The following is a 22060-nucleotide window of genomic DNA, read 5'->3' as shown; positions in this document are numbered from 1 at the left end:
AGGCCCCGGACAAACCCGCGATGCCACGCTCTTCCCCTTCTTCCAGCGCCAGCCCCGCCGAGCCGGACGCGCAGCCTTCGCCCGTGCACAACAGCGACATGCGGCTGGCCGACGACGTGCAGCAGCGCCTGCTCGCGGTGGCGCACCGGCGCACGCTGGTGCGCGGCGAATCGCTGTTCCACAAGGGATCGTCGCCCGACGCGCTGTTCGGCGTGGTCAGCGGCTCGTTGCGCGTGAGCGTGGTCGCGCCGGGCGGGCGCGAGGCGGTGATCGCGATGCTCGAGCCGGGCCACTGGTTCGGCGAGGTCTCGCTGCTGGTGGGGCGCGAGCGCGTCTACGACACCTGCGCGGTCGACACCACCGAGATGGCCGTGGTCGCGGCGGCCGACTTCCACCGGCTGGTGGCCGACCATCCCGATGTGCACATGGCCTTCACCCGGCTCGTGTGCCTGCGGCTGCGCCAGGCGCTGGCCTGGATCGACGACGTGATCCTGATGCCGCTGCCCGTGCGGCTGGCGCACCGGCTGCTCACGCTGGACGCGCGCGCGGTCGCGCCGACGGAGGAAGGGGGCGGCACGCTGCTGGGCGTGTCGCAGGAAGACCTGTCGTTCATGCTCGGCGTGTCGCGCCAGAGCGTGAACCGCCAGCTCAAGCTGTGGGAGGAAGACGGCACGCTGCGCGTGCGCTACCGCAGCATCGAGCTGCTCGACCGCGCGCAGCTGGAGCGGCACGCGGCCACGCCGCGCTGAACGCTGGCGGGGTTCAGTCCATCCGCGCGCCCGAGGCCTTCACCGCCTTGTCCCAGCGCGGCGTTTCCGTCGCGAGGAAGCGTGCGAAGTCCTCGCTGCCCAGGTAGGCCGGGTCCGCACCCTGGCTCACCATGCGCTCGCGCACCTCGGGGCTGGTCAGCACCTGCCTGAACGCATCGCTGAGCTTGGCGACCACGTCCTTGGGCGTGTCCTTCGGCGCAAGGAAGCCGTAGAAGCCCACCACCTCGAAGCCCTTGACGCCCGACTCGATGACGGTCGGCACGTCGGGCAGCGCGGGGTTGCGCTCGCGGCTGGTCACGGCCAGCGCGCGCACCTTGCCCTGCTTGTGATAGTTGGCGGCCTGCGGAATCGATTCGGCCATGAACTGCACCTGCCCACCCATCAGGTCGGTGAAGGCCGGCGCGCTGCCGCGGTAGGGGATGTGCACCATGAAGAGGCCGGTCGCGGTCTTGAACATCTCGGGCACGAGGTGGCTGATGCCGCCGTTGCCCGCCGAGCCGTAGTTGACCTGGCCCGGCCGTGCCTTGGCGTAGTCGATGAACTGCTTGAGGTTCTGCACCGGCAGCTTGGGCGTGACCAGGAGCGCGAGTGGCTGCATCGCGGTGCGCGCGATCGGCACGAAGTCGCGCTGCGTGTTGTAGGGCAACTTGCTGTAGAGCGCGCCGTTGATCACCGCCACGCCGGTGTTGGCCAGCACCAGCGTGTAGCCGTCGGCCGGGCTCTTGGCGACGAAATCGGCACCGACCGAGCCGCCCGCGCCGGGCTTGTAGTCGACGATCAGTGGCTGGCCGAGCACGGCCTGCAGCTTGTCGGTCAACAGGCGCGCATGCTGGTCGAGCGGGCCGCCGGCCGGGAAGCCGATGACGACCTTGATCGGCTTGTCGGGGTAGGCGGCCAGGGCCGCCGTGGTGCCGAACGCACCGAACGCGCCGAGGGCGAAAGAAAGGACCGCCGATGCGGTCCGGGTGGGCTTGCTCATGATCCGTCTCCTTTTTTGTGGAGACGATCATAAGCAGCGCGGTCAGCTGGCCAGCGTGGCCTTCAGCGTGATCTCGGGCACGCTCGCCAGCGCCTTCGACAGCGGGCAACCGGCCTTGGCGGCGGCGGCGATTTCCTGGAACTTCGCTTCGTCGAGGTTCGGCACGGCCGCGTCCAGTTCGAGCTGGATGCGATCGATCTTGAAACCGGCGCCGTCCTTGGCCAGCCGCACGGCGGCCTTGGTGTCGATGCGCGTCGCGGTCAGGCCTGCCGCTTCCAGCGCGAAGGCGAAGGCCATCGTCAGGCAGGCCGCATGGGCCGCGCCGACGATTTCCTCGGGGTTGGTGCCGCGCCGGTCGTCTTCGAAGCGGCTGGCGAAGCCGTAGGGATAGTCCTTGAGGGCGCCGGTCTCGGTGCTGACCAGGCCCTTGCCGGTCTTGCCGGCGCCTTCCCAGTGAACGCTTGCGTGCTTGTCTGCTGCCATGGACATTCCTTCAGTCAGGTGGAGGGTGGATCGGAGGGAGAACCGCAGGTATCGCTCCGAAATCCGCGCCTGTCTGTAGTCGCAGAGCGCATCGCATCGGGGGCCGACGTCAGCCGCCGTGCACGCCCCAGGTGCTGCGCTTGAGCTGGCCCCGGACCTCGCCGCCCGGCCAGGCCTTGGTCGACACGCTGACATACCAGAGGCCGGCCATCAGGTCGGCCATCTGGGCGGACGTCAGCCGGCTCGTGCCGGTCCGCTCGTAACCGGCGCCGGTGCCGTCGTTGCGCGGCTCCCCCTCGCTGGGCAGCGGCAGCTGGATCGCCAGCGGGCCGTTGCTGCCCGTGGCGGCGGGGCCGTAGAAGCCGACGACCGTCGCCGGGCCGCTCAGGCGTGCGGCGTTCACGCGCCATTCGAACACCCCGGTGGCCAGCGTCAGCGTACCGGCCGCCGAGCCGCCGGCCTTGCCCTTGTGCGGCGGGACCACGTCCTCGGTCCCGAGCCAGCAGTCGGCCACGAACCATGTCGGCGGTTCCTTGGACGGCGAGTCCGTCGCGGGGGCCGACATGCCGAACCGGGGGACCCGCGAGCAGCCTGCCGCGGCCAGGGCGGCCAGTGCGGCACCGAAGAGGGCGATGCGGCGGCGCAGGGGAGTGCGGGCGGGGTCAGGCATGGCAGACAGGTACGGGTGAAGCGGAGCCTGCACGATAGCCGATGCGCCTGTGCATGCGCGACGTACGAAGAATGGGCGTCGCCAAGGTGACGCCCCGGGGGCTTCCCCGATGGGAGCGGCGGCCGGTGCGGCTTAGGCTGGCGCATTGCGCCTTTGTCGCACCGCTTTCTTTTCCCTCTCCTTCTTCCTCCTTCGCCTGTTCACAGACCATGCAACCACGCCCGCATTACAAGTTCTGGCCCAAGCGCCTCCCGCATTCGATCACCGTCCCCGCGACCTCGCTGTGGCACAACCTGGCCACCTCGGCGGCGCGCTACCCCGACAAGGCCGCGCTGGTCTTCTTCGGCCGCGTGCTGAGCTACCGCGACGTGGCCGACCAGGTCGAGCGGCTGGCCGGCACGCTGCATGCGCTGGGCGTGCAGCGCGGCGACCGCGTGGTGCTGAACATGCAGAACTGCCCGCAGCTGGTGATCGCGCATTTCGCCATCCTGCGCGCCAACGCCGTCGTGGTGCCGGTCAACCCGATGAACCGGGCCGAAGAGCTCAAGCACTACATCGTCGACCCCGACGCCAAGGTGGCGATCACCACCGGCGACCTCGCGGCCGAGCTGGCCAAGGCCAGCGACGCACTGCCGCCCGAGCAGCGCCTGTCGCACCTCATCGTGAGCCAGTTCACCGACGCCTTCGATGCCGGCGTGACCGGCGACGACGCCCCCGCGCCGGCCTGGGCCGACTGGCTCGGCACGCGCCACCCGCTGCCCGCGCTGGCCGACGGCCAGGTCATGGCGTGGACCGATGCGCTCGCGGCCGGCCACGCGGCGCCCGCGCACGTGGTGGGCGCCAACGACATGGCGCTGCTGCCCTACACCAGCGGCACCACCGGCCTGCCCAAGGGTTGCGTGCACCACCATTCGAGCCTCATGCACAACGCGATGGCCGGCCAGCTCTGGGGCCAGGCGACGTCGGAGGCGGTGGTGCTGGCCGTGGTGCCGATGTTCCACATCACCGGCGTGGTGAGCATGATGCACACCTCGATCCTCGCGGCGGCCACGCTGGTCATCATGCCGCGCTGGGACCGTGACGTGGCGGGCCGGCTCATCTCGCGCTGGAAGGTCACGAGCTGGACCAACATCCCCACCATGGTCATCGACCTCATGGCCAGCCCCAACTTCGCGAGCTACGACCTCACGAGCATGACCCACATCGGCGGCGGCGGCGCCGCCATGCCGCAGGCCGTGGCGCAGCGCCTGCTCGAGCAGTACGGCCTGAAGTACCAGGAAGGCTACGGCCTCACCGAGACCGCCGCGCCCTCGCACACCAACCCCTCGGACCACCCCAAGCAGCAGTGCCTGGGCATTCCGTTCATGAGCACCGACGCGCGCGTGGTCGACCCCGACACGCTGCAGGAGATGCCCATCGGCGAGTCGGGCGAGATCATCATCCACGGCCCCGAGGTGTTCCAGGGCTACTGGAAGCGCCCCGACGCCACCAAGTCCGCTTTTGTCGAGTTCGAGGGCAAGCGCTTCTTCCGCTCGGGCGACATGGGCCGCATGGACGAGGAGGGCTACTTCTTCATCACCGACCGCCTCAAACGCATGATCAACGCGAGCGGCTTCAAGGTGTGGCCGGCCGAGGTCGAGCTGCTGATGTTCCGCCACCCCGCGATCCAGGAGGCCTGCGTCATCTCGACCAAGGACGACTACCGCGGTGAATCGGTCAAGGCCGTGGTGGTGCTGCGCGCCACGCACAAGGACACGACCGAGCAGCAGATCATCGATTGGTGCCGCGAGAACATGGCGGTCTACAAGATTCCGCGCAAGGTGGCGTTCGTCGATGCGCTGCCCAAGAGCGGCAGCGGCAAGGTGATGTGGCGGTTGCTGCAGGAGAAGGAAGGCACCGCGGCCTGATCGTCGCTGTGGGCTACAGCTGGCGCGCGTAGCGCCCCGGCGCCTGGCCCACATGGCGGCTGAAGGCCGTGCTGAAAGTGCTGGCCGAGCTGTAGCCGACGCGCGCGGCCACCTCCGCCGGCGCACAGCCGCCGCGGCGCAGCAGGTCCTTGGCGATCGCCATGCGCCACGCCAGCAGGTATTCCATCGGCGGCAGGCCCACGGCGCGCGAGAAACGCTCGAAGAAGGCCGAGCGCGAGAGCGCGGCCTTGCCGGCGAGTTCTTCCACCGTCCATGAGCGCGCGGGGTCCGCGTGCATGTGCCGCACGGCGGCGGCGAGCCGGCTGTCCGCCAGCGCGCGCAGCAGCCCCGGCGGCGCGCCTTCGCCGGGCGCCGAGCGCAGCGCCTCGATCAGCAGCACCTCGACCAGCCGCCCGAGCACGAGGTCGCGCCCCGGCCGCTGCGCCAGGGACTCTTCGCGCACGAGCTGCACCAGCAGCGACAGCCGCGCGACGCCGCGCATGTGCAGCACCGAAGGCAGCAGCGACACCATCAGGGCGGCGTCGGGTGAGTCGAAGGCGAAGTAACCGCCGAGCATGCGCACGTCGGGCGGGCCGTTCCGGTCGCCGTGGCGAACCTCGCCGTGTGCGTCCTCGCGCGCAGCCTGTTCATGCGGGTCGAGGAACACCGGCGGCGCCGGCGTGCGCCCCGACAGCGTGAAGCCGGGCGTGGCCGGCATCAGCAGGAAGTCGCCGGCGGCCAGCGCCAGCGGCGGCTGGCCGTCGACCGCCAGGATGCACTCGCCCTCGAGCATGGTGCAGAAGCTGGGCTGGCCGAAGGCCGTGTAGCGCACGGCCCAGGCGCCGGCGCCCGCGATCACCTTGGAATACACGGCGCGCGGGCGAAGCAGCGCGATGACCTCGGCCAGGGGATCGGCCATGGCTGGACTCCTGCAAAAGAAATGGCGACGTTCGATGGTAGCAAGTCCGGTCGGTCGTCCCTATCGTTGGGGCTCTTCATCACCCACTTCCAAGGAATCCCATTGAAAACCGCATTCATCACCGGCTGCTCCTCCGGCTACGGCCTGGCCACCGCGCGCCACTTCCACGCCCAGGGCTGGCGCGTCGTCGCCACCATGCGCACGCCGCGCGACGATCTCTTTCCCGACGCGCCGAACCTGCGCGTGCTGCCGCTCGACGTGACGCGGCCCGACAGCATCGCCGCCGCCATCGAGAACGCGGGCCCGATCGACGTGCTCGTGAACAACGCCGGCGTCGGTCTCTTCGGCGCCTTCGAGGCCACGCCCATGGCCACCGTGCGCGAGGTGTTCGAGACCAACACCTTCGGCATGATGGCCATGGCGCAGGCCGTGCTGCCGCAGTTCCGGGCGCGGCGCTCGGGGCTGCTGGTCAACGTCACCTCGTCCGTCACGCTCGCGCCGATGCCGCTGGTGGCCGCGTACACCGCGAGCAAGACCGCCATCGAGGGCTTCACCGCTTCGCTCGCGTTCGAGCTGGCGGCGTTCGACGTGCGCGTGAAGCTGGTCGAGCCGGGTTACGGGCCCGGCACGCGGTTCACCGAGAACGGGGCGCAGCGCATGCAAGGCCTGATCCCGCCGGACTACGCGCCGCTGGCGCAGGGCGTCTTCGCGGCGCTGGGCAACCCCACGGCCGTGACCACGGCCGCCGACGTGGCCGAGGCCGTCTGGCGCGCCGCGAACGACTCGGATGCGACGCTGCGCTATCCGGCGGGCGCGGACGCGGTGGCGCTCGCGGCAGCCCGGCCGGCCTGAGCCACGCTGTCCGCAAGCGCGGCCAGGGCGGCACTGCGGCCTTTTTGCTTAAAATGAGAATAATTCTTATTTGTAGGCGGAGCCCCCGCCGCCGTGCCGCCCGCCATGTCCGCTGCCGAAGCCGCCTTCCAGCAAGTCCACACCCTCTACAGCGACCACCACGGCTGGCTGCAGTCGTGGCTGCGCAAGAAGCTCGGCAACTCGTGCGACGCGGCCGACCTGGCGCAGGACACCTTCGCGCGGCTGCTGACGGCGCGCAACCCCGAGGTCATCGTGCAGCCACGCGCCTACCTCACGAGCGTGGCCAAGAACATCCTCGTGAACTGGTACCAGCGCCAGGCGCTGGAGCGGGCCTACCTCGAGGCGCTGGCCGTCATGCCCGAGCCCGAGGCGCCGTCGCCCGAGCAGCGGCTGGTGATCCTGCAGACGCTGCACGAGATCGACGCGATGCTCGACGCCCTCAAGCCGCTCGCACGACGGGCCTTCCTGCTGTCGCAGCTCGACGGCATGAAGTACGAGGACATCGCGCGCGAGCTGGGCGTGTCGCTGGTCACGGTCAAGCGCTACATGCAGCAGGGCTTCCGGGGCTGCCTGGCGGTGATGGCATGAGCGCCGCGCCGGGCCGCCCCAAGCAAGCTCGCGCCGAAGTGCGAAGCACGAAGGCATTCTGATGAGCGCGATGAATTTCGAAACGTCAGCACTTGCGCCTCGCGTGCTCGACGAAGCCGCCGAATGGCTGATGCGGCTGCACGACAGCGCCGTCACCGACGAAGACCGCCGCGCCTGCGAGCGCTGGCGCCAGAGCCACCCCGACCACGCCCGCGCCTGGGCGCGCGCCGAGCAGCTGATGAACAAGCTCGGCGGCCTGCCGCCGGCGCTGGCGATGTCGTCGCTCGCGCGGCCCGCGCGCGGCAACGCGAACAACCGCCGCGCCACCCTCGGTCGGCTGGCCGCGCTGCTGGCGGCCGTGCCCGCCGGCTGGCTCGGCTGGCAGGTGGTCGAGACGGCCGGCGAGCGCGGCTGGATGGCCGGGCACCGCACCGCCACCGGCGAGCGCCGCGAACTGCGGCTGGCCGACGGCAGCCGCCTCACGCTCAACACCGCCAGCGCGGTCGATGTGCACTTCGACGGCACGCAGCGCCGCGTGGTGCTGCAGGCGGGCGAGATCTTCATCGCCACCGCGCCCGACCCCGCCGCCGCGCACCGCCCGTTCCGCGTGGCCAGCGCCGGCGGCACGCTGGAGGCCCTGGGCACGCGCTTCAGCGTGCGCAAGGAGGCGGGCGGCGCCACCCACATCGCCGTGCTCGAAGGCGCGGTGCGCATCACGCCCGAGCGCGCCGCCGCGCGCGTGCTGCCGGCGGGGCAGCAGGCCCGCTTCACGGCCGACGGCATCGACGACTTCCGTCCGGCGGACGCCTCGGTGCTGGCCTGGACGCAGGGCATGCTGCTGGCCGACGGCATGCGGCTGGCCGACTTCGCCGCCGAGCTGTCGCGCTACCGCCCCGGGCTGCTGCAGTGCGACGCGGCGGTGGCCGAGCTGCGCGTCTCGGGCGCCTTTCCACTGGCCGACACCGACGGCGTGCTGCGCATGCTGGTGTCGACCTACCCGGTGGATGCGGCCACGCGCCTGCGCGGCTACTGGGTCACGCTGGTGCCGCGTGCGGCATCTGAAGAAGGCGCGGCGGGCGCTTCGAAAAATATTTCGATCCGGGGGTGAGACTTTTTTTCGTTTCGGCTGGCAAGGAGGGTGAAGAACCCACCGTTGCCCAACCGAAAGGCCCGTCTCCATGTCCGCATCCCGCCCGTCCGCCTTGCGCCCGTTCGCAGAGCGCCGCCTGAACACCGTCCTTCGCCATGCCCTGGTGGCGCTCGCCCTCGGCGGCCTGGCCGGCGCAGGAGGGCCGGCTTTCGCGCAGGCGTCGTCGTCCTCGCTCGACGCCGCGGCGTCCCGCGCGTACGACATTCCCGCCGGCCCGCTGGGCCGCACGCTGGCCGCCTTCGCGGCCGGCAACGGCATCGCGCTGTCGTTCGACCCCGCGCTCACGCAGGGGCGAAGCAGCCCCGCGGTGGCGGGCCGCTACACCGCGCGCGAAGCCATCGAGCGCCTGCTTGCGGGCAGCGGCCTGCAGGTGGTGGCGCGCACCGACGGCAGCTACACGCTGCACCGCCGCGAGGCCGGCGTGCCTGTTGCAGGGCAGGGCGGCATCGACACGCTCTCGCCCGTCACCGTCACGGCCGAGGCCGACCGTAGCGGCATCACCGAGGGCACCGGCGCCTACACCACGCGCGCCACGGCGGCGGCCACGGGGCTCGCGCTCTCGCCGCGCGAGACGCCGCAGTCGGTCACCGTCATCACGCGCCAGCAGATCGAGGACCAGAACCTGCTGTCGCTCGGCCAGGCCATGCAGAGCGTGCCCGGCGTGTTCTCGGTGAGCTCCGACAGCGACCGCACCGACCTGTACGCGCGCGGTTTCTACATCGACAACTACCAGTACGACGGCGTGCCGACCACCGTCACCACCGATTTCTTCGGCGCTTCCACCAACGACCCGGTGCTGTACGACCGCATCGAGGTCGTGCGCGGCTCGACGGGGCTGCTCACCGGCGCGGGCAACCCCTCGGCCTCGGTGAACCTGGTGCGCAAGCACGCCGACAGCAAGGTGTTCGCCGGCAACGCATCGCTCGCGCTGGGTTCGTGGAACCTGCGCCGCGGCACGGTCGACCTGCAGACCCCGGTGACGAAAGACGGCCGCGTGCGCGCCCGCCTCATCGGCATGACGGAAGACCGCGATTCCTTCATCGACATGTACCACGGCCGCAAGCACGTGCTGTACGGCGTGGTCGATGCCGACCTCACGCCGAACACCACGCTGAGCGTGGGCATCGAGTCGCAGGCCACGCGGCCCACCTCGTCGACCTGGGGCGGCCTGCCGCTGACCTTCAGCGACGGCACGGCCACGCGCTGGGACCGCTCCAAGACCGTCGGCACGCCGTGGACCCACTGGGACACGACCACCACCACCGCCTTCGCGAACCTCACGCACCAGTTCGACAACGGCTGGAAGCTCAAGGCCAACGGCTCGCATCGGCAGAGCAAGCAGAACGCCAAGCTGCTGTACCTGTACGGCGACCTCGACCGCCTCACCGGCACCGGCCTGGGCTCGCTGCCCGGCTACTTCGAGCACCAGTTCCGCCAGAACAGCCTCGACCTGCAGGCCACCGGCCCGTTCAAGTTGCTGGGGCGCACGCACGAACTCGTGGTGGGCGTCAGCAACAGCCAGTCGCGCTATGTGGAGGCGAGCCATCCGCGCACCAGCCCGCTGCCCGACACCGGCAACTTCTACGACTGGAACGCCGCGTCGTACCCCGAGCCGGGCTGGGACCCGCTGAAGGTCTCGGCCATCACCAAGACGCGCCAGACCGGCTACTACGGCGCCGCGCGCCTGTCGCTGGCCGATTCGCTCAAGCTCATCGTGGGCGGGCGCCAGAACAGCTGGCGCTCCACGCGCCTGACCGCCGACGCCCCGGCCACGCGCAAGCACGAGGTGTTCACGCCCTACGCGGGCCTGGTGTACGACCTGGGCGAGAACTACTCGGTGTACGCGAGCTACACCGACATCTTCCAGCCGCAGAGCTACCGCGATGCCAGCGGCGCGTACCTCGACCCGGTGACCGGCAAGAGCTACGAGATCGGCCTCAAGGGCGAGCACCTGAACGGCAAGCTCAACACCTCCATCGCCGTCTTCCGCGCCGAGCAGGAGAACGTGGCGCAACGTGACGGCACCAAGCTCGTGCCCAACTCGAGCGAAGGCGCCTACTACGGCGCGCGCGGCGTGACCAGCAAGGGCATCGAGCTGCAGGTGTCGGGCGAACTGGCCCCGGGCTGGCAGCTGAACGCGGGCATCGCGCGCACGCTGGGCCGCGAAGGCAACGGCAACCGCATCAACACCGCCATGCCGACCACGCAGGCCACGCTCTTCACCACCTACCGGCTGCCCGGCGCGTGGCACCGGCTCACTTTGGGCGGCGGCGTCAACTGGCAGAACCGCACCTACTACGCGTACAGCGTGGGCGATGTCGACCTGCGCTACCAGCAGGGCTCGCGCGCGGTCGTGAGCCTGATGGCGCGCTACGCCTTCACGCCCAAGCTGGCGCTGCAGCTGAACATCGAGAACCTGTTCGACAAGAAGTACTACAGCAACATCGACGGGCAGGCCTACTTCGGCACGCCGCGCAACGCGGTGGCGACGCTGAGCTACGCGTTCTGAGCGGGAAAGAGCGGGGGGCATGACCCTTTTTTCGTTCTCGTTTGTCATGTAGGGGAGGGGCGCATGTCCGCGCCCCGTTTTCCGGTCCCCGATGAACACCCGCACCTCCTCCTTTTCTCCCGCCCTGCGGCTGCTGTCCCGCGTCGCGGCCGCCGTGTTCGGCGGCTACGCGCTGGCCTCGGCCGCCGCCGTCTTCCTGGCCGCCGTGCTGCCGGCCGGCCCCGCCGAGGCCGCGCTCGGGGGCATGCAGTTCAGCTTCGCGGTCTACACCGTCGCCGTGATCTGGGCCTTTGCGCCCGTGTCGCTGCCGCGCGCCTGGGCCGGCCTGCTGCTGCCGGCCGTGGTGCTGGCCGGGCTCGGCCTGGCCTTGCGCGGCGCGGGAGGCGGCGCATGAGCACGAAGACAACCAAGGCGCCGTCGCAGGGCGGCTTCCGCCAGGCCCAGGCCTGGCTGCACACCTGGTGCGGCCTGTGGTTCTCGTGGCTGCTGTTCGCGGTGTTCCTCACCGGCACGCTGGCCGTGTTCGACGAGCCCATCACCCACTGGATGACGCCGGAGCACCACGCCGAGGAAGCCGCCGCTGCAGCCAAGAAGGAGAAGGGCGAGCCCACGGCCGACCGCGCGCAGCGCCTGGCCTGGGGCATGGCCTACATGGCCGAGCACCACCCGGGCGCCTCGATGTGGGAGCTGTGGCCTTCGGACGCGCAAGGCGGTGGCGAGCTGCGCGTGTTCTGGTTCGACGCCAACCGCCAGTACGCGGGCGTCGCGCTCGACCCCGCCACCGGCAAGCCGCTGAAGGAAGACGGCGGTCACGCGGCGCGCGCCACGCTCGGCGGCCACCACTTCGTCGACTTCCACTACGAGCTGCACGCCGGCACCGTCGGCCTGTGGATCGTCGGCATCGCCGCGATGGCGATGCTGGTGGCGCTGGTGTCGGGCGTCATCACGCACAAGCGCATCTTCAAGGACTTCTTCACCTTCCGGCCCAAGAAAGGCCAGCGCAGCTGGCTCGACGCGCACAACGCGGTGGCGGTGCTGACCTTGCCCTTCCAGTTCATGATCGCCTACACAGGCCTCGTGATCTCGGGCACCAGCTTCATGCCGGCCCCCAAGGTCTTGCACTACGGCACGGGCCCGCAGGCGCAGGTGCGTTTCGTCTCCGAACTGGGCGACAGCGACAAGCCCGCCGCCACCGGCCGCGCGATGCCCGTGCCCGTGCTCGAACCCTTCGCGGCACGCGGCCAGGAGCGCATGGGCCAGCCGGTGCGCGCGGTCGTCATCGACCACCCGGGCGACGCGGCTGCGCGCATCGGCGTGTACGGATGGAACGGCGACGACGAATCCGCGCGCCGGCTCAGCGCCACCACCGGCATGGTGCAGTTCTCGGCCGCCACCGGCGAGGTGCAGCGCGTGCGTCTGCCGGGCGCCGCGGATGGCGGCGCAGCCATGCTTGCGCAGTCGGCCATGGGCGGGCTGCACATGGTGACCTTCGGCGGCTGGCCGATGAAGTGGCTCTACTTTTTATGCGGGCTCGCGGGCACCGCGATGATGGGTTCGGGCGCCGTGCTGTTCATCGTGAAGCGCCGGCAGAAGCATCTGGGCGAGTTCGGCGGCGTGACGGCGCGGGTCTACCGGCTGGTCGAGGCGCTGAACGTCGCGGCCATCGCCGGCCTGGCGATCGCCTGCGTGGGCTACCTGTGGGCCAACCGGCTGGTGCCGGTGGGCATCGGGCACCGCGCGGACCGCGAACTGCAGGTCTTCTTCGCGCTGTGGGCGCTGGCGCTGGTGCATGCCTTCGTGCGCTCGCCGGCGCGCGCGTGGCGCGAGCAGCTCGGTGCGCTGGCCGCGCTGTGCCTGCTGCTGCCGCTGCTCAACTTCGTGACCACGGGCGATCACTTGCTGGCGCAGTTGCTGCGCAGTGATTGGGAAAGCCTTGGGGTCGAACTGGGCGTGGTGGCCTTCGGCCTTGCGGCGCTGGGCGCGCTGCGTCATCTGCGGCGAAAGGCGGCGCGATGACGACGGCATGGGCTTCGTTGCTTGGCCTTGCGCTGGCGTATGCGGGCATGTCGTGCCTGAGCTTTGCCATGGACCGGCACCACGAACAGCTGACGCGCGGACGCGAAGTGCCCGCGCGCCGGCGCACGGGCTTGCGCGTGATCGGCGCGTTGCTGCTCGTCGCCGCCGTCGTGCCCTGCGTGATGGCGTGGGGCCCGACGGTCGGGACGGTCGCGTGGCTGGGCTTCCTGTCGGCGGGTGCGTTGCCGGTGGCCTTGCTGTTGCCGTACCGCCCACGCGCCGTGGCGTGGGGCGCCGGCGCTGCCGCCGTGGCCGGTGGTGCGGGGCTGGCGCCGGTGCTGGTGGCGCTGCTGCGCTGAGTCGCGCGGCGCCCGCCGTCAGTCCACCTTGATGGCTGCGGCCTTGACCACCTGCTGCGCCTTCGCGGTCTCGTCGGCGATGAACTTGTTGAACTGCGCGGAGGGCATGGTGAAGGGCTCGGCGCCGAGCTTCTCCAGCCGTTCCTTCAGTTCGGGCGAGACCATGATCTTCGCGACCTCGGCCTGCAGCCGCTCCACCACGGGCTGCGGCGTCCTGGCGGGCGCGAACAGGCCCACCCAGAACAGGTAGGCCGAGCCCGGCACGCCGGCCTCCACGGTGGTGGGTGCATCGGGCAGGGCGGACGAGCGACCGGCGGTGCCCACGGCCAGCGCCTTGAGCTTGCCGCTCTTGATCAGCGGCAGCGTCGACACCATCGGCGCGAAGAACCAGTCGACGCGCCCGGCCATCACCTCGGTCATGGCTTCGGGCGTGCCGCGAAAGGGCACATGCTGCGCATCGACGCCGGCCGCGAGGCGGAACACCTCCGCGTTCATGTGCGTGGCGGAGCCGTTGCCCGCGGAGCCGTAGTTCAGCCCGCCGGGTTTGGCCTTCGCCTTGGCCACGAGGTCTTTCACGTCGGCGAAGTGCGAAGGCGCGGTCACCAGCACGTTGGGCAGGCTGGCCATCGGCGTGACGCCCGTGAAGTCCTTCAGCGTGTCGTACGACAGGCCCTTGTAGATCCACGGGTTCACGAGGTGGCCGGCCGAATGCACCAGCAGCGTGTAGCCGTCGGCCGGCGCCTTGGCGGTGATGGCCGCGCCCAGCGTGCCGCCCGCGCCGGGGCGGTTGTCGACGATCACGCTGGTGCCCAGCGCGGGCCCGAGCTTCTCGGCGACCAGGCGCGCGACGATGTCGGTGCCGCTGCCCGCCGTGAAGGGCACGACCAGCTTGACCGGTTGCGTGCCCGGCCAGGCGCCTTGTGCATGCGCGCCGCCGAGCGTGCAGGCCGCGAGTGCCGCAGCGATCGTGAGCGCCTGTCGGCGGCTCCAGGGGAGTGTCTTCTTCATGCGTCTTGTCTCCGTTGATTTGTTGGTGCGAGCGATGAATGACTGACTGGGAAAGGAGCGCGTCAGGCGGGCGGTGCGTTCGCCATCACCAGCGCCACCAGCACCGGGCGGTTGCCGCGGTTCTCGAGCTGGCGCTTCTCGCCGGGCGCGAAGCGGCAGCTGTCGTAGGGCAGCAGCACGTCTTCCTGGTGCGCGCCGTCGAGTTCACCGACGACGTGCAGCTCGCCCTCGAGCACGAGGTAGAGCTTTTCCATCGGCGAGCCGTCCAGCCCGGTGCGGCCGCCGGGCAGGATCTGGCTCATGCCCATCCACATCTGCGTCGAGGGGCCGGCCTCCTTGCCTTGCAGGCGCAGGCAGCGCATGTCGAAGTGGTTGGGCGCCTCGTAGTGCGGCGCCTCGCTGAAACGGGTCACATGCATGGTGGGTGTCCTCGGGGGTCAGGGGCGCAGCACGACGCGGTCGGTGCTGCCCGACAGCACCAGCCGGTAGGCATCGATCGCTTCGTCGAGCGCGAAGTGGCGTGCCACGGGAAAGGGTTTCAGCGTGCCGCGCTCGAAGCCTTCGCGCATCGCGTCGAGTTGCGCGGTGGAGGCCACGCAGTCCATCGCCAGCGAGTCGATGCCCACGTAGGTGTGCATGCCGCGGTAGAACGCGAAGATGTCGAAGGGCACCGCGCGGTCGTGCGTGGCGATGAAGATCTGCGTGGCCCCCTTGGCCATCGCCTTGTTGGCGGCCTCGAAGTAGGCGCTGCCCACGGTGTTGTAGACGATGTGCGCGCCGCGCCCGTCGGTGAGCTCGCGCACCTGCGCGCCCACGTCGGCGTGGTGGCGCGCGTCGACCACGTCGACCGGCGCGCTCGCGAACCCCGCGAAGGGCCCGGGGCCGCGCTGCACCGCGATCACGCGCGCGCCGGCCTGCGCGGCCAGCTGCACCGCCGCCTGCCCGACCTTGCCGTTGGCGCCCAGCACCAGCACCGTCTGGCCCGCCTGCGGCATGCCGCTGCGCCGGAAGCCCTCGTAGGCCGTGACGAAGGGCACGCCCACCGCGCCGGCCTCGTCCATCGAGATGCCCTTCGGCTTGGCGCGCAGGGCCGCCTCGGGCAGCACGAGGTAGCGCGCATGCGAGCCGTCGCGCGTGATGCCGACGTCGCCGCCCGAGCCGTAGACCTCGCGGCCGATCCATTCCGAAGGGCCGCTCACCACGGTGCCCGCGAAGTCGCGCCCCGGCGTGCGCGGCCAGGCGGCCTGCGGCATGAGGCCCAGCGCGGCCTTCACGTCGCTCGGGTTCACGGCGGCGGCCATCACGTGCACCACGGCATGGCCGGGCGGCGCCACGGGTTCGGGCTGCGGCGCGGCCTCCAGGTGCAGCGCCTCGAGGTTGGCGGCCTTGCCGTTCACGCGCAGGGCGCGCGGTTCATGAAGGATGGCGCTCATCGTGCAGCTCCCTGAACGGTGCGGGTGTCGGCCAGCCCCAGCATCGCGCGGGCCTCGCGCGGGTTGGCGACGTCGCCGCCCAGGCTGCGCAGGATGTCGCGCGCCTTCGCCACGAGCTGCGCGTTGCTTTCGGCCAGCACGCCCTTCTCGAGGTAGATGTTGTCTTCCATGCCCACGCGCACGTGGCCGCCCAGCAGCCACGACTGCGCGACGATCGGGAACTCCGTGCGGCCGATGCCGAAGGCGCTCCAGAAGGCGCCGCGCGGCAGCAGGTTGCGCGCATAGAGCAGCGTCTCGGGCGTGGGCGCGAAGCCGTACTTCACGCCGAGCACGAAGGTCCACATGGCGGGCCCGTCGAGCGTGCCGTCGGCGATGAGGTCCAGCGCCAGGTGGATGTCGCCCGAGTCGAAGATCTCCAGCTCGGGCTTCACGCCGGCCTCGCGCATCACCTTCGCCATGCGGCGCACGTTCTTCGGTGTGTTGATCACCACGTCGGGGCCGGAGTTCATGGTGTTGAGGTCGAGCGAGCACACGTCGGGCCGGATCAGCGCGATGTGCTCCACGCGCTTCTCGGGCGGCAGCAGCGTGGTGCCGGGCGCGGCGATCTTCGGGTCGTTCTCGCTGGGAATGAAGCGCCCGCCCAGCCCGGTCGTGAGGTTCACGATCAGCTCGCGGTTCTCGCGGCGGATGCGATCGACCACCTCGCGGTACAGATCGACCTCCATCGAGGGCTTGCCCGTCTCGGGGTGGCGCACGTGGATGTGCACCTGCGCCGCGCCGGCTTCGGCGGCGGCCAGGCATTCGTCGGCGATCTGCACCGGCGTGATCGGCAGGTGCGGCGTCTGCTCGGGCCTCACGAGGTTGCCCGTGACGGCGCAGGTGATGAGCGTCTTGGCGTTGTTCACAGGTGGCGCCCTCCGTCGACCACGATGCGCGTGCCGGTGACGAAGCGCAGCGTGGTGGCCAGCGCTTCCACGGTGGCCGCCACGTCGTCGGGTTTGCCGATGCGCCCCAGCGGCGTGGTGCTGGCCATCTTGTCGGCGAACTCCGCGCCGCGTCCGGGCACGAAGCCCGACTCGACCGCGCCTGGCGACACCGACACCACGCGCACCGCCGGCGCCAGCGCCTTGGCCAGCGCGTCGCCCACCACGTCGAGCCCGGCCTTGGCCGCGACGTACGCGAGGTTGCTGCCCACGCCCGTGAAGCCGGCGATGGACGAGATGTTGACCACCAGCCCGTCGCCGGTGGCCTTGAGCATCGGCGCGAAGGCGCGGATGGTGGCGAACACGCCGCGGAAGTTGGCGCGCAGCAGGTCGTCGATGAGTTCGTCGGTCAGCGCGTCGAGGTCGCCGGCCGGCACGGGCTGCGTGTGGCCCGCGCTGTTGACCAGGATGTCGCAGCGCCCGTGCGCGGCCTTCACCTCGGCGGCGGCGGCCTGCAGGCTCGGCGTATCGACGATGTCGGCGCGGATCGCGCCGTGGCGCTGGCCGCTGTCCGAGGGCAGGGCGGCGGCGCGCGCGGCGGCGTTGTCGTCGCCACCGCGGTGCAGCAGCACGCAGGTGGCGCCCAGCGCGGCCAGCCGCGTGGCCGTGGCGTAGCCGATGGCGCCGAGGCCGCCGGTGATGACGGCGATCTTGCCGTGGAGTCGGGATTGGGGATCGAAGCTCATGGGATGAAGGGAAGTTGCGGAATCAGGGGATCGGTGGGCGGGGGAACTTCATCTCGCCGGGTTCGAGCTGGAAGTCGTACTGCAGCGTGGCGCTACCGCCGTCGGGCGCGAGCGCGAAGCGGCCGATGAGCTGGCGCGTCACGCCGAAGGTCGGGTCGCTCTCCAGGTTCTCGTCGTCGTCGGCGAACACCTGCGTGACCAGCACCTTGTGGCCCGGCTTGCTCAGCATGAAGTGCAGGTGCGCGGGCCGGTTGGGGTGGCGTTGCTGCGCGCGCAGCAGCACGCCGCACGGCCCGTCGGTAGGCACCGGGTAGCCGGCGGGGCGCACGCTGCGGAAATGAAAGCGGCCCTCGGCATCGGTGGTGAAGCGCCCGCGCAGGTTCATGTCGTCCTGCTCCGGGTCCTGGTTCTCGTAGAGCCCGACCGGCGAGGCCTGCCACACGTCGACCGTGACGCCGGCCATCGGTTGCCCGCCCAGGTCGCGCACCGTGCCCGTCACCTCCAGCGGCGTGCCGGGCGTGCCCGAGCGCGCAATGCTTTCGCCCGCCGCGCAGGCCGGCGAGTTGGCGCGCCAGAAGGGGCCCAGCAGGGCGGCCGGCGATTCGCCGTGCGGGTCCTGGTTGTTCTGCAGCGCCACCACGGTCGACACGCCCAGGATGTCGGCCGCCAGCACCACCTCGTTCTTGGTCTCGCCCGTGGCGTGGCCGATGGCGACGATGAATTCGAGCGCCTGCTCGAACTCCTCCTCGGTCAGCTTCACCTCCTGGACGAAGGCGTGCAGGTGGCGCGTGAGCGCGTCCATCACGGTGCGCAGGCGCGGGTCGGGGGTGCGTTGCATGGCGTCGAGCGCAAAGCCGAGCACCGAATCGGGGGAGGTGGCAATGTTCATCTGCAATCCTTGCAATCGTTTGCATGATCTTAAGGCAGATTCCCAAAAAGTAAAATGGCGGGTATCCGAGATGCCAGAATGGGAATTCGCCAGCCGTGGCGCACCGGATGCCCAACAATCGTTTGCACCAATGAGCACCCATCCCCCTTCCAGCCCCGTCACCATCCGCGACGTCGCCCGTGCCGCCGGGGTGCATGTGTCGACCGTGTCGCGCGCGCTCAGCCCCGAGAAGCGCTCGCTGATCAGCGACGAGGTGCTGCGCGTGGTCGAGGAAGCCGCGCAGCGCCTGGGCTACCGGCCCAACCGCGCGGCCTCGGCGCTGCGCACGGGGCGCACCCACACCATCGGCGTGCTGGTGCCCGACATCACGAACGCGGTGTTCCCGCCGATCCTGCAGGGCATCGAGGCCAGCGCGGCCGCGCGCGGCTACTTCGTGTTCGTCACCAACGTGGTCGACCCGGCGCTGGCGCGGCCGGTGCTCGAGCGCATGCTGGCGCAGCGCGTGGACGGCGTGATCCTGGCCACCGCCACGCGCGACGACCCGCTGGTCGACTTCGTCGCCAAGGCGGGCATGACCGCGGTGCTGGTCAACCGCGCCGACGAGACCGGCCGCCTGCCCGCCGTGGTGAGCGACGACCGGCTGGCGATGAAGCTCGCGGTCGATCACCTCGTGGGCCTGGGCCACAAGCGCATCGCGCATCTGGCGGGGCCGCAGACCATCCCCACCGGCGTGGGCCGCCTGCTGGGCGTGGAGCAGGCGCTGCGCGACCACCGCATGAAACCGGCGCGCATCGTCGAGTGCGCCAGCTACAGCCGCGAAGCGGGCGCGGCCGCGATGAAGCAGATGCTCGCGGCCGGCGCCGCGCCGCAGGCCGTGGTCTGCTGCAACGACCTCGTGGCACTGGGCGCCTACGACGCGCTGCGCGAGGCCGGCCTGCGCGTGCCGAAAGACATCTCCATCACCGGCCACAACGACATGCCGCTGGTCGACATGGTCGATCCGCCGCTCACCACCATCCGGCTGCCGCACCGCGAACTCGGCTGGCGCGCGGCCGAGATGCTGTTCGCCGAAATCGATGGGCAGGCGCTCTCGGCCTCCACCGTGGTGCTGCGCCCGGAGCTGGTGGTGCGCAAGTCGACGGCCGCGCCGGCCGCGCGCTGAACGAAGACGAAAACAAATGCATCCGCAGGGCGAAGCGCGCACTTCGCGCCGAGAATCGTCGGCCATTCCCGGCCCCGTGTTCCGCTTCCTTCTTGCATGCGCTTTCGTCCCGTCTTCCTGCTCCTTTCCCTCGGCCTTTCCCTCCCGCTGCTGACCCACGCTGCGTCGCCGCGCACCTGCCTCGTCGTGGGCGTGAGCGACGGCGACACGCTCACCGCGCGCTGCGGCCGCAGCGGCGCCTACGAGCAGGTCAAGGTGCGCATCGCCGCCATCGACGCGCCCGAGAAGGCGCAGCCCTACGGCCAGCGCAGCCGCCAGGCGCTGAGCCGCCTGTGCTACGCCGAGAAGGCCGTCATCACCGAGCGCGACACCGACCGCTACGGCCGCACCGTGGCCGACGTGCGATGCAACGGCGAAGACGCCGGCCGCCGCCTGGTGGCCGAGGGCTGGGCCTGGGTGTACGACTACCACGGCATCGCGAAGAAGCGCGGCGGCGACCTGTTCCGCCTCGAAGCCGCGGCGCGTGCGCAGCACATCGGCCTGTGGGCCGACACCGCGCCGACGCCGCCGTGGGACTGGCGCCGCGAACGCCGGGAGCAGCCGCGCGGCAACAACAACCACGGCGGCTCGCGGCCCTGGGGCGACGTGCGCTTCGAACCCCTGTCATGACGGCTTCATGGGCGCGCGGGAGCATCGCAGGCTCCCACGATTCCCACGGACCCCCAGGACATGGCCAAAGACTTCGCGCGCATGGAGGACTCGAACCCCTCCGGCAATCCCACCGTCCACGACGTGTCCGATCCGCAGCGGCGGGTCTTCGTGCGCGGCGGCCTGGCGGCGGCCGTGGCGGGCCTGTTCGGTCCGCTGGCCGGCTGTGCCAGCACGGGCAGCGGCGGTAGCAGCAACGCAGTGAGCGGCCTGGGCCGCGCCATCGGTTTCAAGAGCGTGCCCATGGCGGCGGTCGACCAGGTCGTCGTGCCCGAGGGCTACCGCACGCAGGTGCTGTACCGCTGGGGCGACCCCACCGGCATCGCGGGCCGCATGCCCGCCTTCAAGACCGACGCTTCCGACACCGCCGACGACCAGGCGCTGCAGGCTGGCATGCACCACGACGGCATGGCCTTCTTTCCGCTGGACGGATCGAACCGCGGCCTGCTGGTGCTGAACCACGAGTACGTGGACGACGGCCTGCTGCACACCGACGGCATGAAGACCTGGAGCGCCGCGAAGGTGCGCAAGTCGATGCACGCGCACGGCGTGTCGGTGATCGAGCTGCAGCGCGACGGCGCGGCCTGGCAGCAGGTGCTGCCTTCGCGTTTCGCGCGCCGCATCACCGCGCTCACGCCGATGACGCTCACCGGCCCCGCGGCCGGCCACCCGATGCTGCGCACCGCGGGCGATCCCTCGGGCACGCAGGTGCTCGGCACCTTCAACAACTGCGCCAACGGCCAGACGCCGTGGGGCACCTACCTGACCTGCGAGGAAAACTTCGCCGACTACTTCGAAGGCACGGCCACGCCCGACGCGCACCAGAAGCGTTGGGGCCTCAAGAAGGGCAACGGCGCCAAGTACCGCTGGCATGAGCACGAAGAGCGCTTCGACGTGGCCAAGCACCCGAACGAATCGAACCGCTACGGCTGGGTGGTCGAGATCGATCCGCAAGACCCGGGCTCGACGCCGCGCAAGCGCACCGCACTGGGCCGCGCCGCGCACGAAGGCGCCGCCGTGGCACTCACCGACGATGGCCGCGCCGTGGTCTACATGGGCGAGGACTCGCGCTTCGAGTACATCTACAAGTTCGTGAGCCGCGACAAGGTCCGCCCCGGCGGCGCCGCCGCCAACCGCGACCTGCTCGACCACGGCACGCTGTACGTGGGCCGCTTCGACGTCGACGGCACGGGTGAATGGCTGCCGCTGGAGCAAGGCAAGGGCGGGCTCGTGGCCGACAAGGGCTTCGCCACGCAGGGCGACGTGCTCATCAAGTCGCGCCAGGCCAGCGACATCCTCGGTGCCACGAAGATGGACCGCCCCGAGTGGACCACCGTCGATCCGCTGACGAAGGAGGTCTACTGCACGCTCACCAACAACAGCAACCGCGGCGCGCCGGGCCAGCCCTTCATGGACGCGGCCAACCCGCGTTCCAACAACACGATGGGCCAGATCATTCGCTGGAAGGAAAGCGGCGACCTCGACGCCACGAAGTTCGCGTGGAACCACCTCGTGCTCGCGGGCGACCCGAAGCAGACGCGCTACGAAGCGCAGGGCAACGTCAAGGGCGACGCCTTCGGCAGCCCCGACGGCCTGATGGTCGATGCGCGCGGCGTGCTGTGGATCCAGACCGACGTGTCGACCTCCACGCTGGGCAAGGGCGACTACACGAACCTGCCGAACAACCAGATGCTGGCCTGCGATCCGACGAAGGGCGAGATCCGCCGCTTCCTGCTCGGCCCGGCCGGCTGCGAGATCACCGGCCTCTCGGCCACGCCTGACCTGCGCACGCTGTTCATCAACATCCAGCACCCGGGCGAGCCGGCCAACGAGCGCAGCGACCCCGAGCGCCCGCTCGCGGTGTCGAAGTGGCCCGACGGCGCGGGCCGGCCGCGCTCGGCGACCGTGGTCATCACGAAGATCGACGGCGGGGTGATCGGCAGCTGACGCAGCCAAGGGGGCGCCTCG

General features: G+C 70.8%; 22 protein-coding genes. 12 read left to right on the top strand and 10 right to left on the bottom strand.

Translation table 11 applies throughout. The features are described 5' to 3' along the window. Positions 1 to 20 precede the first annotated feature (20 nt). Positions 21 to 749, top strand: a complete 729-nt coding sequence (locus ACAM42_RS23830) for a Crp/Fnr family transcriptional regulator (RefSeq protein WP_307696097.1) — start codon at positions 21 to 23, stop codon at positions 747 to 749. Positions 750 to 762: 13 nt separating this feature from the next. On the opposite strand, the gene ACAM42_RS23825 is transcribed toward ACAM42_RS23830, so the two are convergent. The 3 genes from ACAM42_RS23825 to ACAM42_RS23815 form a co-directional block, all read right to left on the bottom strand. Beyond that, positions 763 to 1749: a tripartite tricarboxylate transporter substrate binding protein gene (locus ACAM42_RS23825; RefSeq protein ID WP_062475921.1), complete on the bottom strand. Its 987-nt coding sequence runs from the start codon at positions 1747 to 1749 to the stop codon at positions 763 to 765. Between the two features lie 42 nt (positions 1750 to 1791). Next, positions 1792 to 2232 carry an OsmC family protein gene (locus ACAM42_RS23820; RefSeq protein WP_062475918.1) on the bottom strand — a complete coding sequence of 147 codons (441 nt, stop codon included), beginning with the start codon at positions 2230 to 2232 and terminating at the stop codon, positions 1792 to 1794. Between the two features lie 109 nt (positions 2233 to 2341). Beyond that, on the bottom strand, positions 2342 to 2902 hold the full coding sequence (locus ACAM42_RS23815) for a CHRD domain-containing protein (protein ID WP_369629628.1): 561 nt from the start codon (positions 2900 to 2902) through the stop codon (positions 2342 to 2344). A gap of 209 nt (positions 2903 to 3111) precedes the next feature. Here ACAM42_RS23815 and ACAM42_RS23810 point away from each other — a divergent pair, with 209 nt between their 5' ends. Then, complete coding sequence (locus ACAM42_RS23810; protein ID WP_369629627.1) at positions 3112 to 4809, top strand: long-chain fatty acid--CoA ligase; 1698 nt, start codon at positions 3112 to 3114, stop codon at positions 4807 to 4809. Between the two features lie 13 nt (positions 4810 to 4822). Here the strand turns inward: ACAM42_RS23810 and ACAM42_RS23805 are convergent, their stop codons facing one another. After that, positions 4823 to 5728, bottom strand: coding sequence for an AraC family transcriptional regulator (locus ACAM42_RS23805; protein ID WP_369629626.1), 906 nt, complete (start codon positions 5726 to 5728; stop codon positions 4823 to 4825). A gap of 102 nt (positions 5729 to 5830) precedes the next feature. Here ACAM42_RS23805 and ACAM42_RS23800 point away from each other — a divergent pair, with 102 nt between their 5' ends. From ACAM42_RS23800 to ACAM42_RS23770, 7 genes are all read left to right on the top strand, one after another. Beyond that, positions 5831 to 6580, top strand: a complete 750-nt coding sequence (locus ACAM42_RS23800) for an SDR family oxidoreductase (protein WP_369629625.1) — start codon at positions 5831 to 5833, stop codon at positions 6578 to 6580. Positions 6581 to 6685: 105 nt separating this feature from the next. Further along, the gene (locus ACAM42_RS23795; RefSeq protein WP_070062515.1) at positions 6686 to 7189 is read left to right on the top strand and encodes a sigma-70 family RNA polymerase sigma factor; all 504 of its coding nucleotides are present in this window, start codon (positions 6686 to 6688) and stop codon (positions 7187 to 7189) included. Between the two features lie 61 nt (positions 7190 to 7250). Further along, positions 7251 to 8297 carry a FecR domain-containing protein gene (locus ACAM42_RS23790; protein ID WP_369629624.1) on the top strand — a complete coding sequence of 349 codons (1047 nt, stop codon included), beginning with the start codon at positions 7251 to 7253 and terminating at the stop codon, positions 8295 to 8297. A 70-nt stretch (positions 8298 to 8367) separates the two neighbouring features. Next, positions 8368 to 10848: a ferric-rhodotorulic acid/ferric-coprogen receptor FhuE gene (fhuE, locus tag ACAM42_RS23785; protein ID WP_369629623.1), complete on the top strand. Its 2481-nt coding sequence runs from the start codon at positions 8368 to 8370 to the stop codon at positions 10846 to 10848. 91 nt (positions 10849 to 10939) lie between these two features. After that, positions 10940 to 11242: a DUF3649 domain-containing protein gene (locus tag ACAM42_RS23780; RefSeq protein WP_095948980.1), complete on the top strand. Its 303-nt coding sequence runs from the start codon at positions 10940 to 10942 to the stop codon at positions 11240 to 11242. Continuing rightward, positions 11239 to 12864, top strand: a complete 1626-nt coding sequence (locus tag ACAM42_RS23775) for a PepSY-associated TM helix domain-containing protein (RefSeq protein WP_369629622.1) — start codon at positions 11239 to 11241, stop codon at positions 12862 to 12864. The genes ACAM42_RS23780 and ACAM42_RS23775 overlap by 4 nt, the downstream gene beginning before the upstream one ends. Further along, on the top strand, positions 12861 to 13223 hold the full coding sequence (locus ACAM42_RS23770; RefSeq protein ID WP_369629621.1) for a DUF3325 domain-containing protein: 363 nt from the start codon (positions 12861 to 12863) through the stop codon (positions 13221 to 13223). Before ACAM42_RS23775 ends, ACAM42_RS23770 begins: the two co-directional genes overlap by 4 nt. 18 nt (positions 13224 to 13241) lie before the next feature. Here ACAM42_RS23770 and ACAM42_RS23765 read toward each other — a convergent pair whose 3' ends face one another. From ACAM42_RS23765 to ACAM42_RS23740, 6 genes are all read right to left on the bottom strand, one after another. Next, positions 13242 to 14231 carry a Bug family tripartite tricarboxylate transporter substrate binding protein gene (locus ACAM42_RS23765; RefSeq protein WP_369629620.1) on the bottom strand — a complete coding sequence of 330 codons (990 nt, stop codon included), beginning with the start codon at positions 14229 to 14231 and terminating at the stop codon, positions 13242 to 13244. 62 nt (positions 14232 to 14293) lie between these two features. Next, on the bottom strand, positions 14294 to 14650 hold the full coding sequence (locus tag ACAM42_RS23760) for a cupin domain-containing protein (RefSeq protein WP_062482150.1): 357 nt from the start codon (positions 14648 to 14650) through the stop codon (positions 14294 to 14296). A gap of 18 nt (positions 14651 to 14668) precedes the next feature. Beyond that, positions 14669 to 15664, bottom strand: a complete 996-nt coding sequence (locus ACAM42_RS23755; RefSeq protein WP_369629619.1) for a zinc-binding alcohol dehydrogenase family protein — start codon at positions 15662 to 15664, stop codon at positions 14669 to 14671. Continuing rightward, entirely contained in the window at positions 15661 to 16569 is a 909-nt protein-coding gene (locus tag ACAM42_RS23750) for a 3-keto-5-aminohexanoate cleavage protein (protein ID WP_369629618.1), read from the bottom strand. The genes ACAM42_RS23755 and ACAM42_RS23750 overlap by 4 nt, the downstream gene beginning before the upstream one ends. Next, on the bottom strand, positions 16566 to 17333 hold the full coding sequence (locus tag ACAM42_RS23745) for an SDR family NAD(P)-dependent oxidoreductase (protein WP_095746212.1): 768 nt from the start codon (positions 17331 to 17333) through the stop codon (positions 16566 to 16568). The genes ACAM42_RS23750 and ACAM42_RS23745 overlap by 4 nt, the downstream gene beginning before the upstream one ends. A 22-nt stretch (positions 17334 to 17355) precedes the next feature. Next, the gene (locus ACAM42_RS23740; protein ID WP_369629617.1) at positions 17356 to 18222 is read right to left on the bottom strand and encodes a dioxygenase; all 867 of its coding nucleotides are present in this window, start codon (positions 18220 to 18222) and stop codon (positions 17356 to 17358) included. Positions 18223 to 18352: 130 nt separating this feature from the next. On the opposite strand from ACAM42_RS23740, the gene ACAM42_RS23735 reads away from it, so the two are divergent. The 3 genes from ACAM42_RS23735 to ACAM42_RS23725 all read left to right on the top strand — a co-directional run bounded on the left by ACAM42_RS23735 (position 18353) and on the right by ACAM42_RS23725 (position 22039). Then, positions 18353 to 19384: a LacI family DNA-binding transcriptional regulator gene (locus ACAM42_RS23735; protein ID WP_369629616.1), complete on the top strand. Its 1032-nt coding sequence runs from the start codon at positions 18353 to 18355 to the stop codon at positions 19382 to 19384. Positions 19385 to 19480: 96 nt separating this feature from the next. Then, the gene (locus ACAM42_RS23730; RefSeq protein WP_369629615.1) at positions 19481 to 20053 is read left to right on the top strand and encodes a thermonuclease family protein; all 573 of its coding nucleotides are present in this window, start codon (positions 19481 to 19483) and stop codon (positions 20051 to 20053) included. A gap of 60 nt (positions 20054 to 20113) precedes the next feature. Then, complete coding sequence (locus ACAM42_RS23725) at positions 20114 to 22039, top strand: PhoX family phosphatase (protein WP_369629614.1); 1926 nt, start codon at positions 20114 to 20116, stop codon at positions 22037 to 22039. The last annotated feature ends 21 nt before the right edge of the window (positions 22040 to 22060 follow it).

Origin of the sequence: Variovorax sp. V35 (genome assembly GCF_041154465.1) — a bacterium.
In the GTDB taxonomy this organism is placed as follows: Bacteria; Pseudomonadota; Gammaproteobacteria; order Burkholderiales; family Burkholderiaceae_C; genus Variovorax; species Variovorax boronicumulans.
Note: the sequence above shows the minus strand (reverse complement) of the source record. Positions and strands in the feature narration are given on the sequence as shown.

Coding starts and splice junctions, on each gene's coding strand:
- ACAM42_RS23830 (WP_307696097.1), top strand. CDS start 21: ATGCCACGCTCTTCCCCTTCTTCCAGCGCCAGCCCCGCCGAGCCGGAC.
- ACAM42_RS23825 (WP_062475921.1), bottom strand. CDS start 1,749: ATGAGCAAGCCCACCCGGACCGCATCGGCGGTCCTTTCTTTCGCCCTC.
- ACAM42_RS23820 (WP_062475918.1), bottom strand. CDS start 2,232: ATGGCAGCAGACAAGCACGCAAGCGTTCACTGGGAAGGCGCCGGCAAG.
- ACAM42_RS23815 (WP_369629628.1), bottom strand. CDS start 2,902: ATGCCTGACCCCGCCCGCACTCCCCTGCGCCGCCGCATCGCCCTCTTC.
- ACAM42_RS23810 (WP_369629627.1), top strand. CDS start 3,112: ATGCAACCACGCCCGCATTACAAGTTCTGGCCCAAGCGCCTCCCGCAT.
- ACAM42_RS23805 (WP_369629626.1), bottom strand. CDS start 5,728: ATGGCCGATCCCCTGGCCGAGGTCATCGCGCTGCTTCGCCCGCGCGCC.
- ACAM42_RS23795 (WP_070062515.1), top strand. CDS start 6,686: ATGTCCGCTGCCGAAGCCGCCTTCCAGCAAGTCCACACCCTCTACAGC.
- ACAM42_RS23790 (WP_369629624.1), top strand. CDS start 7,251: ATGAGCGCGATGAATTTCGAAACGTCAGCACTTGCGCCTCGCGTGCTC.
- fhuE (WP_369629623.1), top strand. CDS start 8,368: ATGTCCGCATCCCGCCCGTCCGCCTTGCGCCCGTTCGCAGAGCGCCGC.
- ACAM42_RS23780 (WP_095948980.1), top strand. CDS start 10,940: ATGAACACCCGCACCTCCTCCTTTTCTCCCGCCCTGCGGCTGCTGTCC.
- ACAM42_RS23775 (WP_369629622.1), top strand. CDS start 11,239: ATGAGCACGAAGACAACCAAGGCGCCGTCGCAGGGCGGCTTCCGCCAG.
- ACAM42_RS23770 (WP_369629621.1), top strand. CDS start 12,861: ATGACGACGGCATGGGCTTCGTTGCTTGGCCTTGCGCTGGCGTATGCG.
- ACAM42_RS23765 (WP_369629620.1), bottom strand. CDS start 14,231: ATGAAGAAGACACTCCCCTGGAGCCGCCGACAGGCGCTCACGATCGCT.
- ACAM42_RS23760 (WP_062482150.1), bottom strand. CDS start 14,650: ATGCATGTGACCCGTTTCAGCGAGGCGCCGCACTACGAGGCGCCCAAC.
- ACAM42_RS23755 (WP_369629619.1), bottom strand. CDS start 15,664: ATGAGCGCCATCCTTCATGAACCGCGCGCCCTGCGCGTGAACGGCAAG.
- ACAM42_RS23745 (WP_095746212.1), bottom strand. CDS start 17,333: ATGAGCTTCGATCCCCAATCCCGACTCCACGGCAAGATCGCCGTCATC.
- ACAM42_RS23740 (WP_369629617.1), bottom strand. CDS start 18,222: ATGAACATTGCCACCTCCCCCGATTCGGTGCTCGGCTTTGCGCTCGAC.
- ACAM42_RS23735 (WP_369629616.1), top strand. CDS start 18,353: ATGAGCACCCATCCCCCTTCCAGCCCCGTCACCATCCGCGACGTCGCC.
- ACAM42_RS23730 (WP_369629615.1), top strand. CDS start 19,481: ATGCGCTTTCGTCCCGTCTTCCTGCTCCTTTCCCTCGGCCTTTCCCTC.
- ACAM42_RS23725 (WP_369629614.1), top strand. CDS start 20,114: ATGGCCAAAGACTTCGCGCGCATGGAGGACTCGAACCCCTCCGGCAAT.